This window comes from Rhizobium sp. CB3171 (genome assembly GCF_029714265.1).
Taxonomy (GTDB): Bacteria; Pseudomonadota; Alphaproteobacteria; order Rhizobiales; family Rhizobiaceae; genus Rhizobium.
Map to the genome: position 1 here is coordinate 2,351,194 of NZ_CP121652.1, position 16,229 is coordinate 2,367,422.

The 16,229-nt window shown below is 60.6% G+C and carries 16 protein-coding genes; all 16 read right to left on the bottom strand.

Going from position 1 to position 16,229, the window contains the following annotated elements:
• Window positions 1-2: 2 nt before the first annotated feature.
• Window positions 3-626, bottom strand: a complete 624-nt coding sequence (locus tag QA648_RS11530) for a Urease operon accessory protein (protein WP_283051311.1) — start codon at window positions 624-626, stop codon at window positions 3-5.
• A gap of 17 nt (window positions 627-643) precedes the next feature.
• Window positions 644-1,081, bottom strand: a complete 438-nt coding sequence (locus tag QA648_RS11535; RefSeq protein WP_283047000.1) for a lysozyme inhibitor LprI family protein — start codon at window positions 1,079-1,081, stop codon at window positions 644-646.
• A 20-nt stretch (window positions 1,082-1,101) separates the two neighbouring features.
• Window positions 1,102-1,407, bottom strand: coding sequence for an urease subunit beta (locus tag QA648_RS11540; protein WP_283047001.1), 306 nt, complete (start codon window positions 1,405-1,407; stop codon window positions 1,102-1,104).
• A 20-nt stretch (window positions 1,408-1,427) separates the two neighbouring features.
• Window positions 1,428-1,730 carry an urease subunit gamma gene (locus tag QA648_RS11545; protein ID WP_104823998.1) on the bottom strand — a complete coding sequence of 101 codons (303 nt, stop codon included), beginning with the start codon at window positions 1,728-1,730 and terminating at the stop codon, window positions 1,428-1,430.
• Between the two features lie 31 nt (window positions 1,731-1,761).
• Entirely contained in the window at window positions 1,762-2,583 is an 822-nt protein-coding gene (locus tag QA648_RS11550) for an urease accessory protein UreD (protein WP_283047003.1), read from the bottom strand.
• 199 nt (window positions 2,584-2,782) lie between these two features.
• The gene (locus tag QA648_RS11555) at window positions 2,783-3,754 is read right to left on the bottom strand and encodes a D-glycerate dehydrogenase (protein WP_283047005.1); all 972 of its coding nucleotides are present in this window, start codon (window positions 3,752-3,754) and stop codon (window positions 2,783-2,785) included.
• 151 nt (window positions 3,755-3,905) lie between these two features.
• Window positions 3,906-5,027, bottom strand: a complete 1,122-nt coding sequence (locus tag QA648_RS11560; RefSeq protein WP_104824001.1) for a branched-chain amino acid ABC transporter substrate-binding protein — start codon at window positions 5,025-5,027, stop codon at window positions 3,906-3,908.
• A gap of 183 nt (window positions 5,028-5,210) precedes the next feature.
• Window positions 5,211-5,564, bottom strand: a complete 354-nt coding sequence (locus QA648_RS11565; protein ID WP_104824002.1) for a DUF6867 family protein — start codon at window positions 5,562-5,564, stop codon at window positions 5,211-5,213.
• A 24-nt stretch (window positions 5,565-5,588) separates the two neighbouring features.
• The gene (locus QA648_RS11570) at window positions 5,589-6,317 is read right to left on the bottom strand and encodes an ABC transporter ATP-binding protein (protein WP_028751911.1); all 729 of its coding nucleotides are present in this window, start codon (window positions 6,315-6,317) and stop codon (window positions 5,589-5,591) included.
• On the bottom strand, window positions 6,314-7,189 hold the full coding sequence (locus QA648_RS11575) for an ABC transporter ATP-binding protein (protein ID WP_283047009.1): 876 nt from the start codon (window positions 7,187-7,189) through the stop codon (window positions 6,314-6,316). The genes QA648_RS11570 and QA648_RS11575 overlap by 4 nt, the downstream gene beginning before the upstream one ends.
• Window positions 7,189-8,580 carry a high-affinity branched-chain amino acid ABC transporter permease LivM gene (gene livM, locus QA648_RS11580; RefSeq protein WP_104824004.1) on the bottom strand — a complete coding sequence of 464 codons (1,392 nt, stop codon included), beginning with the start codon at window positions 8,578-8,580 and terminating at the stop codon, window positions 7,189-7,191. Before livM ends, QA648_RS11575 begins: the two co-directional genes overlap by 1 nt.
• Before the next feature lie 4 nt (window positions 8,581-8,584).
• A complete protein-coding gene (locus tag QA648_RS11585; protein ID WP_104824005.1) occupies window positions 8,585-9,487 on the bottom strand; it encodes a branched-chain amino acid ABC transporter permease in 903 nt (300 codons plus the stop codon).
• Between the two features lie 305 nt (window positions 9,488-9,792).
• Entirely contained in the window at window positions 9,793-12,219 is a 2,427-nt protein-coding gene (locus QA648_RS11590) for an FAD-dependent oxidoreductase (protein ID WP_283047012.1), read from the bottom strand.
• 210 nt (window positions 12,220-12,429) lie between these two features.
• Complete coding sequence (locus QA648_RS11595) at window positions 12,430-12,984, bottom strand: sarcosine oxidase subunit gamma family protein (RefSeq protein WP_283047014.1); 555 nt, start codon at window positions 12,982-12,984, stop codon at window positions 12,430-12,432.
• Window positions 12,985-12,991: 7 nt separating this feature from the next.
• Window positions 12,992-15,949: a sarcosine oxidase subunit alpha family protein gene (locus QA648_RS11600; protein ID WP_283047016.1), complete on the bottom strand. Its 2,958-nt coding sequence runs from the start codon at window positions 15,947-15,949 to the stop codon at window positions 12,992-12,994.
• Window positions 15,946-16,224 (bottom strand): sarcosine oxidase subunit delta, encoded by a 279-nt coding sequence (locus QA648_RS11605; RefSeq protein WP_283047018.1) that lies wholly within the window; start codon window positions 16,222-16,224, stop codon window positions 15,946-15,948. Before QA648_RS11605 ends, QA648_RS11600 begins: the two co-directional genes overlap by 4 nt.
• Window positions 16,225-16,229: the final 5 nt, after the last annotated feature.

Genomic DNA, 16,229 nt, shown 5'->3' on the forward strand with positions numbered 1-16,229 from the left:
ACTCAGGCTCCTTGGGAGGAAGGGATGAAAATCTGGTCCGCGATGCGTCTCAGGCGACCCAGGGAAATATAAAAGTCGACCAGCCGTTTCTCCGCCGCAAACGGATGGCCATCCCATCCGGTATGGCTGAAGCCGGTGATGGCGATGTCATCATCTGGATAGCGCAAAAGCAGATCGGCAATGACGACCATGCCGCTGCTCGGCACGATATAGGCACCCGGTTCGTGCGCCGCGAGCGCTTCATCGACGCTCTCATGAACCGATTGGTCGATGACCACATGACGTTTGCGTGTGGCATTGCAGAAAGCGGTGAATTGATCCGTGTAGTCATCGCAGAAATCGTTGAGTTCCGGATGCGACAACGCCAGTGGCGCGCGCAGCGCAGCAAACTTGCGGGGGTCGCGGACGCTCCAGATTTCCGACGCGGCCGCGATCGGCGGACTGTTGCGCCATTCGGCGGAACCGAGCATCGCGCGTGCCGGCCGGCCGGTATTGCAGACCGCGACGATATCCGTGCGGCTGCCACTGGCCGCAACCGAACGGCAATCGTTGAAACGCACGACCAGATCGGCGATGGCGATCTCTTTCGCCGCCGCTTCTGCGATCTCGCCGTTGCCGACGATCATGATCCTGCGTTTTGCGCTCACTGCGCACCCTCCGGCCCATCGGCCAGTGCCTTTAGCTCTTTGGTCCGCTGCTTCGTCAAGGTCGCCTTGCATCCGGAAACGAGCATGGGCTCCATCGAACCGCCTCTCGCCTCGAAGCCCTCCGCTTCGCATTGGCCATCGCGATAGTCGACCCAGGCGCGTTGCGCCTTGACCAATGCCTTTTCGGCGCCCTTTTGGTCGGCATCGAGATCGGCATCGGTGGCAACCATGGCCGCACGTGTCTTTTTGTATTGCTCATTCAAAGCCTTGTCGGCCCTGTCGTAGTCGCGCTGCGAGCAGATGTTCATGTCCATCTGCGTCTCTGCATTATTGCAATCGACCTTCGGCTGGTCCGTATCGTTTTCCGCATGGGCCGAGCCGCACATCAAAACCATCGCAACACATGCGACGGACGCAAGCATTCTCAAAGACATACCGCCTCTCCCCGTTAGCCTCAGAGTTTGCCCATGATCTGCTGGCGGAAGCCGTAGACCTCGCGCTTGCCGGAGAGGGGGATTAGCATCACCGAGCGCGTCTGGCCCGGCTCGAAACGCACTGCGGTCCCTGCGGGGATATCGAGACGCATGCCCTTAGCTTTATCGCGGTCAAAGGCAAGACCACCGTTCGTTTCGGCAAAATGATAGTGGCTGCCCACCTGCACCGGCCGGTCGCCCGTATTGGAGACCTCCAGCGTTATCGTCAGCGCGCCTGCGTTCAGTTCGATGTCGCCGCTTGCGGCAAGAATTTCACCTGGAATCATGGTTTTTCCTTTGCCGTCGTTCAGCGGATCGGCTCGTGCACGGTCACAAGCTTCGTTCCATCCGGAAACGTCGCCTCGACCTGTACATCATGGATCATCTCGGCAATTCCCTCCATCACCTGCTCGCGGGTGATGACATGGGCGCCCGCTTCCATCAGTTCGGCGACCGGGCGGCCATCGCGGGCGCCTTCGACGACGAAGTCGGTGATCAGCGCGATGGCTTCCGGATGGTTGAGCTTGACGCCGCGCTCCAGCCGCCGCCGCGCCACCATTGCCGCCATGGAAATCAACAGCTTATCTTTTTCTCTCGGAGTGAGGTTCATCGCCTACCTATGTAATTGCTATTTGCTCGAACTACAGATTCCAGACTTTCGGCACTGGCGTTCCGTTACGCAAGGCGGAAATGACCGGGATCAGGATTTTTCTAAGTGCAAAGCCGTCGGACGCCGCCAGCCGTACCACCAGCTTGTCGCGCCATTGGCTGGCACCGCCCATATGCTCCCCAACGAGCGGCCGCACCTTGGCGAGATAGGTTTCCGCCAGCGGCCCGGCATAGAGCAGAGTCGCAAAGGCAACCTGGCCGCTCAGAACGGAATGCTCGGCCGTCAATGCTGCGACATCGCCATCGAGCCTCAACTCCTCGGCATGGATCAACCGGTCGGCACGGCGGATGCGCCAGCGGTCGCGAAACAGCCCCCGCGCCATCGCCTCGCCCATCGCCTTGCGGCCCAGCAAAATTGCCTCGACGGCCAGAAATTCGGCGGTCTCGTCAAGATCGACATCGAGCCTGCGCGATAGCGAGGCGCGATCGAACAGAATGGTTTCCTGCGGCAGCCAATCGACACGCGCGCCAGTATCGACCTTGATCGAAGTCACGACTTCGGCGGTGCCCGCGGATGCCTTGTAGATCTTCTCGCAGGCCTGGGTGGTCACATCGATGCGTGTGCCCGGTCCCGCGACGATGCTCCAATCCATCCGGTCGCCGCCGGTCAGCCCGCCGGCGGTGTTGATGATGACGGCTTCCATGGAATTATCGAACGTATCAGGTAGACGAATCTTCGCCGCACCCTCCTGGAAAAGTTCGGCAAGACGCGTGCGCCCACGAAGCGCCTTGGCCGCCAGATGGCCGCGCCCGCGCGCCCTCTGCGGTCTCGTGCTCGCCGCTGCCATCGCCATCCTGTCTCTGCGCTCCCCACATCATGCCATCGCCGGTCTTTGAAACCTGTCAAGGAGCAAAGGCAAGCAATTTCTGTGCCTTATGCAACGCCCTAGAACACCGGTCTGCTGCGGCTGGCATCCGCTGCATTTTTCGCCAGACGATGAAAAGAGTGGCAATGGCTGCGCTTCTACGGCGGTAAAGGCAGCGCCGACGGAATCAAGCCACCCGATCCGGCGGCTCGCGCCCTTCGAAAAAAGCGGTGATATTGTCCACCACCTTCATTCCCATGGCCGTGCGCGTCTCTTCGGTCGCGCTGCCAAGATGCGGCAGCAGCACGACATTCTCCATCGCCTTCAATTTCTCCGGCACATTCGGCTCCGTTTCGTAGACGTCGAGGCCGGCGCCACGGATGGTACCTTGCTCCAGGGCTGAAATCAGCGCTGCCTCGTCGACGACATCGCCGCGGGCGGTGTTGATCAGGAAGGCGCCGGGCTTCATGGTGGCGAAACGGGCAGAATTCATCAGGTGACGGTTCTCGGCGCCGCCAGGGCAATGCAGCGACACGAAATCGGAGGCTGCAAGCACATCCTCGATCGTCGGCAATTGCACCGCGCCGTACCGCGTTGCTTCCATCGGATCGACCGCGGAGCGATTGTAAAAGACGACCTCCATGCCGAAACCGAAATGACAGCGCTGTGCGAAAGCCTTGCCGATACGGCCGAAACCGATGATGCCGACGGTTTTGCCGGTGACCTTCGTGCCGATCAAGTGCGTCGGCCGCCAGCCGCTCCATTCGCCGGCACGCAGCTCGCGTTCCCCTTCCCCGGCGCGGCGCGCCACGGACAGCAGCAGCAGAATGGCGATATCGGCGGTACAATCGGTCAGCACCCCCGGCGTGTTGGTGACGACGATGCCCTTGGCTTTGGCGGAAGCGACGTCGATATGATTGAAGCCCACGCCGAAATTGCCGACGATTTTTGTCCTGATGGCATCGCCTTCGAAAAGCGCGGCCGGCAGTCTATCGGAAACGGTCGGCAGCACCGCATCATAAGACAGCAGGGCCTCGCGCAACTGCCGGGCATCGAGCGCTATATCATCCGAATTGAACGTCGCTTCGAAGCGCTCGGAAAGTACGGCCTCCACCGCGGCCGGCCAGCGCCGGGTGACGAGAATACGGGGTCTGGTCATGCTGCATCTTCCTCCTGCCGAGATAGGCTCAGACTTAGAGCACGATCGCCGCAAAGGAAATGCTGTCATCACAGCTTGAATGCAAAGAAGCCCGGCCAATGACCGGGCTTCCAGATCGAACGCATCACCGGAAAGCCGGCGATGCAGATGCTTATTTTTCCATTTCGGCGTAGTTGTACTTGCCGTCGGAACCCTTCGACCACTTGTACATCACGTAGTCCGGACGGGTGATGTCGCCCTTTTCGTTGAAGCCGAGTTCGCCGATGGCGGTCTTGTACGGACCCTTTGCCTTCAGCGCGTCGGCAACGGCCATCGGGTCGTTGGAGCCGGCAGCCTTTGCGGCGTCGGCGATGACCTGCATGGCGGCATACGCATAGAGCGTGTAGCCTTCCGGCTCATAGCCCGCAGCGCGGAACTTGGCGACCAGATCCTTGGAAGCCGGGTTCTTGCGCGGATCCGGCGCGAAGGTCATCAGCGTGCCGTCAACGGCGTCGCCGGCGATCGAAGCCAGCTCGTTCGAGACGATACCGTCACCGGACATGAAGTGAGCCTTGACGCCCTGGTCGGCCATCTGGCGCATGATCAGGCCGGCTTCGGTGTGCAGACCGCCGTAGTAGACGAAGTCGACACCAGCTTGCTTCATCTTGGCGATGAGGGCCGAATAGTCCTTGTCGCCGGGGGTGATGCCTTCGTAGAGAACTTCCTTCACGCCGGCAGCGTTGAGGTTCTTCTTGGTTTCGTCGGCAAGGCCCTGGCCATAGGGGGTCTTGTCGTGAACGACGGCAACCTTGGCACCCTTGAAGTTGTCGGCGATGTACTTGCCGGCAACGGCACCCTGCTGGTCATCACGACCGCAGGTACGGAAGGTGTTCCACAGGCCACGTTCGGTGAATACCGGGTTGGTGGAAGCCGGGGTGATCTGAAGGATGCCGTTTTCGGCATAAACTTCCGAAGCCGGGATGGAAACGCCCGAGTTGAAGTGGCCGACAACGAACTTGACGCCGTCAGCGACGAACTTGTTGGCGACCGAAACGCCCTGCTTGGCGTCGGAAACGTCGTCGCCGAGTTCGAGCTTGATCTTTTCACCGTTGATGCCACCGGCAGCGTTGATGTCCGCTACGGCCTGCTCGGCACCCTTTTGGAGCTGAGAGCCGAACGCAGCATTTGCACCCGTCAGCGGGCCTGCAACGCCAACGATGATGTCAGCCTTCGCAACGCCGCTGAGCGCGATCATCGCCGACAGAGCCACGGCCGACAGAAGATACTTCTTCATATTGTTACTCCCAATTTTTTGAGCGGGTTCCGTTTGAGTTGCCCTGCGCAATACCCACCAATCATCGCGCCGGTAAGCTTGTATTTCGAAGTAGGGAGGACAGGATCCCGAAAAATGTCGAGCGGTTTTCGGATAGGATCAAGCCCACCTTGTATTCAGACTGAGCCTAGTTTCGGCGCACTGTCAATTCTTCTTCTTCCACGAAAAGGCTGAGGTCTTTTCGTAGAGCCAGTAGTAGTTGTTCACCATCTGGTAGGTGCGGCGGTAGCGATAGCTGGCCGTCGAGAAGATGAGGAGAAGGACCACGTCGAGAATATAGTTGCCGAGGTCGAATACCGGGCCGTTGAACAGCGCGTGATGCAGGAATTGCAGCCCGAGGCCGATCAGGAAAGTATAGATGACCGCCAGCGGGTAGGAGTTCCAGTTGCTCGCCACGGCGCGGCCGGCGCGCCACGCCGTCCAGAAACCCAAAAGAACGATAACCACACGAATGACGAGGCGCCCGCCGGTATCGCTTTCGAAGAAAAGTCCCTGCATATCAAATTCTCCGCAAAACGAGGCTCAATGGTGGCCGCCTTCGAGATAGGCGGAGCGCACTTCCGGATTCGCAAGCAGTTCCTTGCCGGAGCCGCTCATCGTCACCCGGCCGTTGACCATGACATAGGCGCGGTCGGAGAGCTTCAGGGCCGCAAACGCGTTCTGCTCGACCAGGAAGACGGTGAGCCCCTGGCTCTTGTTCAGAACCTTGATGGCTTCGAAAATCCCCTTGACGATCAGCGGCGCAAGGCCGAGCGACGGCTCGTCGAGCAGAAGCAGCTTCGGGCGCGCCATCAACGCGCGGCCGATCGACAGCATCTGCTGTTCGCCGCCCGACAGCGTACCGCCGCGCTGCGACTGACGTTCCTTCAGGCGCGGAAACAGGGTGAAGATCTTCTCGACGTCCTCATTGAAATATTTGAGTTTGTCGAGGCTCGCGCCCATCTGCAGATTCTCGTAAACCGTCATGCGCGGGAAGATGCGCCGCCCTTCGGGCGACTGCGCAATACGCAGCCGGGCGATCTCGTGGGTCGGCATATGGGTAATGTCGCGGCCATCGAAGGTCACCGAACCATTGCGGGCCTGCGGGCTGCCGCAGATCGTCATCATCAATGTCGACTTGCCGGCACCGTTGGCGCCGATCAGACTGACGATTTCGCCGCTGTTGACTTCGACATTGACGCCGGCAAGGGCGCGGATATTGCCGTAATAGGTTTCGACGCCTTCAACTTTCAGAAGCGGTTGCCCCGTCATCGCTGTTCGCCCTCTTGGAGGTGCTCGACTTCGGCAATCACCTCTTCCACTTCTTCATCTTCCACACCCAGATAGGCCGCGATCACCCTCGGATCGTTCTTGACCTCGTCCGGCGTACCATCGGCAATCTTCTGCCCGTATTCGAGCACGACGACGTGGTCGGAGATTTCCATAACCACCGACATGTCGTGTTCGATCAGAAGGATCGACGTGTCGGCATCCTTGCGGATGCTGCGCAGGAATTCGTTGAGCACCAGCGACTCGCGCGGGTTGAGACCGGCGGCCGGCTCGTCCAGGCACAGAAGCTCAGGCCCGGTGCACATGGCGCGGGCGATTTCGAGACGGCGTTGCGCGCCGTAAGGAAGATCGCCGGCCGGGTCGTCGGCGCGATCGACGAGATCGGCCTTCTCCAGCCAGAAGCGCGCCAGCTCAATGGCATTCTTGGCCTCGGCGCGATATTTGCCGATGCCGAGCAGACCAAGCACGGTAAAGCCAGACGCGCGCATGAGCTTATTGTGTTGAGCAACCAGCAGGTTTTCAAGCACGGTCAGGCCCGAGAACAGGCGGATGTTCTGGAACGTGCGCGCCACCTTGGCTTCACGCGTGATCCGGAAATCCGGCAGCCGCTCCAGGAGGAATTGCTTGCCGCTTTTCTGGTTGAGCGTGATCATGCCCATCGTCGGCTTATAGAAACCGGTGATGCAATTGAAGACGGTGGTCTTGCCGGCGCCGTTCGGGCCGATCAGCGCGGTGATATCGCCGCGCTTGGCCTCGAAGGAGAAGTCGTTGATCGCCATCAGGCCGCCGAACTTCATCGACAGGTGATCGACTTTCAGCAGGATGTCGTCGGGGGTTGCGGTCACAGCGTTCATCAGCCGTGGCCCTCCTTTGTAAAGCTGCCGGAGACCGCTTTCCGCTCCTTGAGGAAGGCGGTGGGCTCACGAGTGCCGACGAAGCCGCGCGGTTTCACGATCATGACGACGACCATGGCCAGGCCGAAAATCAGCATGCGATAGAGTTCCGGGGTGAAATCGGCACCGAAAATTATCTTCAGGAAGCCCATGTCGCGCAGCAATTCCGTGCCGCCGACCATGGCGATCGCGGCAATGGCGATGCCCTTCAACGAGCCCATGCCGCCGAGAACGACGATCGCGAGGATGACCGCGGACTCGAGGAAGACGAAGGATTCCGGCGAGACGAAGCCCTGACGGGCTGCAAAGAACGAGCCGGCGAAGCCGCCGAACATCGCGCCGGTCGCGAATGCCGTCAGCTTGGTCGTCACCGTGTTGATGCCGAGCGAGCGGCAGGCGATTTCATCTTCGCGCAAGGCTTCCCACGCACGGCCGATCGGCATCCGGCGCAACCGGATCGTCACATAGGCGGTCAGCATGCAGAGCGCCAGGATGACGTAGAACAGGAAGATCTTGTACCAAGCCGACGAGATCGACAGGCCGAAGGTCCGAACGAAATTGTGCGGATCCTTCATATCGAACGTATAAAGGCCGAACAGCGAGGCCTTCGTGATGTTGGAAATGCCGAAACTACCGCGTGTGACATCCGTCCAGTTGGTGATGACGATGCGGATGATTTCGCCGAAAGCCAGCGTCACGATGGCCAGATAGTCGCCGCGCAGACGCAGCACTGGGAAGCCAAGGATCATGCCCCACAACCCGGCGAAGATGCCGGACAAGGGCAGCAGGATCCAGAAGGACAGGCCGAAATGCGTCGACAGCAGCGCGTAGGAATAGGCTCCGACGGCATAGAAGGCGACGTAACCGAGGTCGAGCAGGCCGGCCAGGCCGACGACGATGTTCAGACCCCAGGCAAGCATCACGTAGATCAGGATCTGGATGCCGAAATTGTCGACATAGGTCAGCGATCCCTGAGCACCGAAAATCGCCAGCGCCAATAGCGGATAGATGAGCAGGAAACCCAGCGCTATCGCGTTGAAATTCTTCGAAATGAAGCCGGGTTCGGCTTCGACGGGCGGAGCCTTCGCCTTGGCCGCCTTCATGGCCGCCAGCCTGGGCTGCACGAACACCGTCATGACGAACCGCCCTGCGGCGGCAATCGCGACGATGGATGCCAAGAGGCCCCAGCGTTGAACGATGATGAGCTGGTTGTCGATGTTCTGATCGGTCTTAAGGCCGATATAGAGCACGAACATGCCGAATGCGATGACCGCTGTCCAAAGGGCGTCGGTAATGCCTTTCTGGACAAGGCCGGGCGCGGTCTTGCCTGGAACGAAATTTGAACTTGCCATGGCGTTATACCTTCTCGACTTCCGGCCGTCCGAGAATACCCGTCGGCTTGAAGATCAACACGTAGGCCAAGATGCCGTAGGTCGCGACATCCTTGTACGCGATAGCGAAATTGCCCGACCAGAACGACTCGATGAAACCAATCATCAGCCCGCCGAGAACGGCACCCGGCAACGAGCCGATGCCTCCGAGAACGGCAGCGGTGAACGCCTTGACACCGGGGACGAAGCCATCGGTAAAGTTGGCGACGCCATAATACATCAGGTACATCGTGCCGGCGACGGCGGCGAGCGCCGCGCCCATGATGAAGGTGACGGAAATGGTGCGGTCGACATTGATACCGAGCAGCGCCGCCATCTTGCGATCCTGCTCGGTGGCGCGCTGGGCGCGGCCAAGCGCGGTCTTGTTGACCAGATACCAGAATGCCGCGAGGAGAACGACCGTGCAGATGAAGATGATGATCTGCTTCAGCGACAGCGATACGCCACCGATATTGTAGACATCACCCACCAGCGTCGGGATCGGCTTGTTGCGCGGGCCCTGTGCGACCTGGATGAAGTTCGACAGCACGATCGACATGCCGATTGCGGTGATCAGCGGCGCCAGACGGAACGAACCGCGCAGAGGTCGGTAAGCGATACGCTCGATCACCCAATTCCACAGGCTCGTCATCAGCATGGCGACGATGAGCATCACCAGGAGCATGATCGCCACCGGCAGGCCGGCGACGAGCGATACGAGAACCAGGTAGGTGATAAGAGCGGCGAAGCCACCAAGCATAAACACGTCGCCATGGGCAAAGTTGATCATGCCGATGATGCCGTAAACCATGGTATAGCCAATGGCGATCAGGCCGTAGATAGACCCGAGAGTCAGCCCGTTAAGGAGCTGCTGGATAAAATAATCCATATGTCATTTCCCCTGGATGCGCAGTTCGTCGACCGCATCTCTTATTGGTTAGGGTTTTCCTTTGAGAGGGCCCGTAGGGGCGATTCCATACTGTTTTCGAAGGAAATGTGAAGCCAAAAAGGCAGGAAATTGACAAAATCTTTTCAAATCTTCGCGCAATGACGCAATTCGAGCCACAAAAAATAGAAAAACGGCATTCTCTGGCTCAAAAATAGCCAGACAATCCGCATACTTGGTTCGCTGAAAAAAATCTCTTCAGAAACGGGCTCCCGAAAAGCCCGTTCCGTTCCTTCCGAGCCCGACGCTTACGAGCGCATGCGCGCACCATCGGCATCAAACAAAGGTTGCGGCTGCAATGTCGCTGGCAATATGTCGCCGAGCAGTTCGATCGACCATCCCTGCGTTTCGTCGGCAATCTCTTTCGGCACATAACCGACGGCAACCGAGACACCGGAGGCATGCGCATAACCGCCCGAGGTCACCCAGCCACAGACGGCGCCGTTGTGATAGATCGGCTCATCACCAATGACATCGGCATCGTCAGCCGCGAGAATAAAGGAGCGTAGCCGCAAGGCTCCGCCCTCCACCTTTTCCTTGGCCGCCGCTGATTTGCCGATGAAATCAGCCTCCTTGAAGAGCGCAACGAACCGGCCGAGCCCGGCTTCCAGCGGCCCATAGAGCGGACGGTATTCGCGCGCCCAACTGCCGTAGGACTTGTCGAGGCGCAGGGCGTTCAATGCCCTGAGGCCGAAAAGCGTAATGCCGAATTCGGCGCCGGCCTCCATCAGGAGATCGAAGAGGTAGCGCTGATATTCCGGCTTCATCCAGATCTCATAACCGAGATCGCCGGTGTAGGAGACGCGGCCGACGATGGCAGGCGCCATGCCGAGATCCATTCGGCGAATGGACATGAAGGGGAACGCGGCAGCGGAAACATCCTGATGCGTCAGCTTTTCCAGGAGCTTGCGCGCATTCGGTCCGGCGATCGAAAGTCCAAGCAGCGACAGGCCGAGCGCTTTCAGCTCCACCGATCCATCCTTCGGCAGATGGCTTTCGAACCAGCGCATATGATAGGCTTCGGCAACGCCGGAGCCTATGACGAGGAAATCCCCCTCGCCCAGTTTGGCGAGTGTGAAGTCCCCGATCAGCTTGCCGTCATGCTTCAGCATCGGCGCCAGCGTCATGCGGCCGACGGCTGGAATACGGCAGGCGAGCAGCCCGTCGAGAAAGGCTTCCGCGCCCGGTCCCCTAACCGAATATTTGGCAAAGCCGGAGGTTTCCATCAGGCCGACGCTGTCGCGCACCGCCTTCGTCTCCTTCGCCACCACATCGAAATCGTTGGAGCGCCGCCAGGAGAACTCGTCCATTTCGCCCGCGGGTGCGAACCACAGCGCCTGCTCCAGCCCGTAGGACGCGCCGAAGACGCCGCCCGCAGCCTTAAGCTTATCGTAGATCGGCGTCGTCAGCAGCGGCCGCGCCGCCGGCAATTCCTCGTTGGGATAGCGGATGGAGAAGCGCCGCGCATAGTTCTCGCGCACCTTGGCGTTGGTATACGCAAGCGTCGCGTAGTCGCCGTAACGTGAGACGTCCATGGCGAAGACGTCGAAGCCGGGGTCGCCATGGATCATCCAGTTGGCGAGCGCCAGCCCCACGCCGCCGCCCTGGCTGAAACCGGCCATGACCGCGCAAGCCGACCAGTAGTTCGTCAGCCCCCGCACCGGTCCGACCAGCGGATTTCCGTCGGGCGAGAAGGTGAACGGGCCGTTGATGATCTTCTTGATGCCGGCATTGTTGAAGGCGGGGAAATGGCGGAAGCCGACTTCCAGCTCCGGCGTGATGCGCTCGATATCCTCGGCCAGCAACTCATGGCCGAAATCCCAGGGCGTCGTCACCGGCGACCAGGGACGGCAGGCCTTTTCATATGTGCCCATCAGCATGCCCTGCCGCTCCTGGCGCAGATAGATCTCGCCGTCGAAATCGACGCAGTGCATCAGCTCCTTGCCAGTCGACTTGTTGAAGTCGGCGACTTCCGGCATGTCCTCGGTGATCAGATACATGTGCTCCATGGCGAGCACCGGCAGCTCCAGCCCAACCATGCGTCCGACCTCGCGCGCCCAGAGGCCGGCGGCATTGACGACATGCTCGGCAACGATCTCGCCCTGATTGGTAATCACCCGCCACGAGCCGTCCTCGCGCTGCACCAGCTCCTCGACCTTGGTGTGCAGGTAAATCTCAGCACCGTTCTTCTTTGCCGAGCGGGCATAGGCATGAGTGGTGCCATAGGGGTCAAGGTGACCTTCGACGGGATCGTAGAGTGCGCCGACGAATTGGTCGGGATCGAGAAGCGGCATCATTGCGTGCGCTTCCTTCGGCGTCAGCAACGTCGCCTCCAGGCCGTTATACCGGCCCTTGGCGAGGATCGATTTCAGCCAGTCGAAACGCTGCGGCGTTGCCGCCAGCATCAGGCCTGATGTCATGTGCAGGCCGATATCCTGGCCGGAATAATCCTGGATCTCCTTATAGAGCTCGACCGTGTATTTCTGCAGCTTGGCAACGTTGGGGTCGCCATTGATCGTGTGCATGCCGCCGGCCGCGTGCCAGGTCGAACCCGATGTCAGCTCCGAGCGCTCGAGCAGCAAGACGTCCGTCCAGCCGAATTTCGTCAGGTGATAAAGCACTGAACATCCGACGACCCCGCCGCCGATGACGACGACCTTGGCATGGCTTTTCATCTAAAAATCCCCTGTGTTCGGCGCGAAGTCGGCGGGAATTTTCCCAGCCGACCGGCCGTATTTGCAGGGCAGCCTAGAGACTATCCAGAAGGCCAAATAGCCCGAACTGCGAAACCGATCCGTCTGTTTGCGCCATCGCAATTGTTCGGATCGCGCCATTTCTTCCTAGCACAAACCGGAAATCGCTTTGCGCTTTCCCGGCTCATGTGCTCAATCGCCAAATCCCGCCGTCAGCGCGAATTCCCGTCCCATCTCCATCAACTCCTCGAACACGCTCCCGGCATAGGAGCGGGGAACGATGATCTCGAAATGGTCAGGACCGGTGCGGGCGAGGTTGGCGCTGACGTGGCAGAAAAGCATGTTGGCCGATTGCCCCTCGGCAAATACCTGCGAATGCAACTCGACGGCGACGCATTTTGCCAGAATGCGCCGGACACTCGGCCCCGAAAGGCGCAGCACTACACGGCCGTCGCTCTGTTCGAAGAAGGAGATGCGGCCGGCATCCAACATGGCGAGGTCACGCGCCAGGCTCTCGGCCCCCAACACTTCCGATACCAACAGCCACTCGCCCGGCCCCGCATGGCGCACGGAAATATCCGACATCGCCTTCAACGCCGCCAACGTCCAGGCTTCCTGGCTGGCATGGGCGAGCACAGAGAATATGGCGGGGCGGCGGATGACGGCGAGATGGTTCGGATTGGGCTCCGCCTCGAAGCCGGAGATGTGATCTTCCAGCACGTGCCGGTTTAGATATGCGACGCTCATCGATCCCTCACCCCAGAAGTTTCTTGTTGGCGGGATCGACGAAGACCGGATTGCAGACCTCGGCAACCACTTCCTCGCCACGCAACCCATCCCAGACGATCACATGTTCACCGATCCGCTCGCGCCCGGATTTCAGGAAGGCCAATGCGATAAAATGGCCGAGAACCGGGGAGAAGCAGGCGGAAGAAACATGGCCCTGATCATTCGCCGTCGAAGGCTTGGCACCTTCCCTCAGCAGGTGCGCACCCGCCCGGATTTCCTTGGTGGCATCGACCGGCTTCAGCCCGACAAGCTGAACACGATCGGCAGCGGTCAGGCCGAAGCGGGTCGAAAGCCGCTTGCCGATGAAATCCGGCTTCTGCGTCGCCATCATCCGGCCGAGCCCGACATCATCCGGCGTAGTGCGGCCATCCAGTTCGTTATGGGTGACATGTCCTTTCTCGATGCGGAGCACATTCAGCGCCTCGACCCCGTAAGCGCAGATACCGTGCGCCTTGCCCGCCTCCATGATCGCATCCGCCACCGCCTCGCCATAGCCGGCGGGAACGGCGAGCTCATAGGCCAGTTCGCCGGAAAAGGAGATGCGGAACAGTCTGGCCTTCAGACCGCCTTTCAACATCACCTCTGCGGCGGCGAGGAATGGGAAGAACGCGTCGGAAATATCGTCCTCGACAATCTGTTCCAGAACCTCACGCGCCCTCGGACCGGCAATTGCCATCTGCGCCCATTGATCCGACGAGGAGACGAAACGGACGTCGAGCTGTGGCCATAGGGTCTGGGCGCAGAATTCCATATGCGCCATCACCTCGCCGGCCATCGCGGTCGTCGTGGTGAGGAAGAAATGATTCGGTGACAGTCGGCTCGTCGTCCCGTCGTCGAACACCATGCCGTCCTCGCGCAGCATCAGCCCATAGCGTGCCTTGCCGATCGGCAGTTTCAAGAAGGCGTTCGAATAGATCCGGTTGAGAAACTCCGCCGCATCCTTGCCGAACACTTCGATCTTGCCGAGCGTCGAGACGTCGCAAAGACCGACATTGTTGCGGACGTTCAGCACCTCGCGGTCGACGCTGTCGCGCCAGGTTTTCTCGCCTGCGCGTGCAAACCAAGCCGAGCGAAACCAAAGGCCGGCTTCGACGAATGTCGCGCCATTCTTCTTCGCCCAGCCATGAAGTGGCGATTCCCGCACCGGCTGCGCATGCTTGTCGCGCGCCGTACCCGCCAGGGCGCCGAAGGAGACGGGCGTATAGAAAGGCCGGAAGGTCGTCGTGCCGACAGCAGCCGGGCTGACGCCGCGCATGCCGGCGATGAGGCCGGCGGCATTGACATTGCCAAGCTTGCCCTGATCCGTCGCCATGCCGCTCGTCGTATAGCGCTTGGCGTGCTCCGCGTGACCATAGCCTTCGCGCAGGGCCAGGCCCAGGTCTTTCGCATGGACGTCGTTCTGGAAGTCGACGAAGGCCTTGTCCTTGGCGCCCGGCACATGCCAGATGGCTGCAAAGGACGGATCGTAATCGCCTTCGACCTCCGGTATCTCCGCCTCATGTGCGGTGCGCCCCAGGCTTTCAATAATCAACCGCGCCTTTTCCGCGCCATCGGCAAGACAGCCCGAAACACTGTCGATGCCTGCAGCCGATCCGGCAATCTCCATTTCGCCGCCGACCGTCGGCGCTATGAAGCCCTGTTTTTCCTCCGACCACACAGGCTTTGCGCCGCGCTGACAGGCAAGATGAATGATCGGCGACCAACCGCCGGACATGGCAAGCGCGTCACACGCAATAACCTCGTCCAGGCCGCCACGATCGGCAATCACCCCGCTGATACGATGCCGGCCCTTCGTGGCCTGCACGGTGCCGGCGTGAATGATGCGAACGCCCAGAGGCGCAGGATCGGAAGAAGTACTGCGCGTATCGATGATGGCCGCTATCTCGACGCCTTCCGCCGCGAGATCCAGCGCCGTGCGATAGCCGGACCCACCACTGGTGAACACCGCCACCTTCTGCCCCGCCACGACGCCATATCGATTGAGATAGCTGCGCATCGCGCCAGCCATCATGACGCCTGGCCTGTCATTGCCGCCGAATACCAGCGGTCGCTCTTCCGCGCCGGTGGCGAGGATGGCGCGTTTGGCGGCGATACGCCAAAGACGCTCGGCCGGCAGATCGGGCGAAGGCATCGCCACATGCTTCTGCACTTTTTCGACCGCGCCAAAGACATTGTCGTCATACCAGCCGAACACCGTGGTGCGCGGCATCAAAGTGACATTCTCGAAGCTCTGGAGTTCGTCGAGCGCCGTATGCACGAAGGCATCCGCGGAGGCGCCGCCGATCGACAATCTCTCCGACAGCAGCGATCCGCCCAGACGAAATCCTTCGTCTGCAAGAATGATGCGGAGCCCCGCGCGCGCCGCCGTTAGCGCCGCCATCAGCCCGGCCGGGCCGGAGCCGATCACCAGCAGATCACAATGCGCCCAGGCCTTCTCATAGCGATCGGGATCAGCCCGCATCGCCGCCTTGCCGAGACCGGCGGCGCGGCGGATCAGCGGCTCATAGAGCTTCTCCCAAAAAGCCGCCGGCCACATGAAGGTCTTGTAGTAGAAGCCCGCGCTGAGGAAAGGCGAGAACAGGCCGTTGATCGAGGCAATGTCATATTTCAGCGACGGCCAGCGGTTCTGGCTGACAGCGGTCATGCCCTGATAGAGCTCGACGACGGTGGCGCGCGTATTCGGCTCCGTGCGTCCGTCCCTGCCGATCGTCACCAGCGCGTTTGGCTCGGCGGAGCCAGCCGTCAGGATGCCGCGCGGACGGTGATATTTGAAGCTGCGGCCGACGAGCAACTGATCGTTGGCAAGAAGCGCGGCGGCGAGCGTATCACCCTCCATCCCTTTCATATCCCTGCCATCGAACTTGAACGAAAGCGGTCGGCTGCGATTGACGAGCCCGCCGGAGGAAAGACGATAGGCCGTCATTGCGCCGCCTCCCGCGCCTTGTCCGCAGCATCGGTGACGGAGAAGACCTCATGGGTGACATTGCTGCGGTCGACGACTAGCCAGCGGCGGCAACCAGCCGCATGATGCCAATATTCGAGAATGCGCCCGCGCTCGTTGTCGCGGATATAGACATAGCGATGCCAGTCTTCATCCGGGGCGGATGGAGCCGGGCGGGTGGCGGATGCAGAACCCCGAATGGTGAACTCTTCTTTCGGGCGCGTGCCGCAATGCGGGCAGGTGATCAGGCTTGCCATTGGTT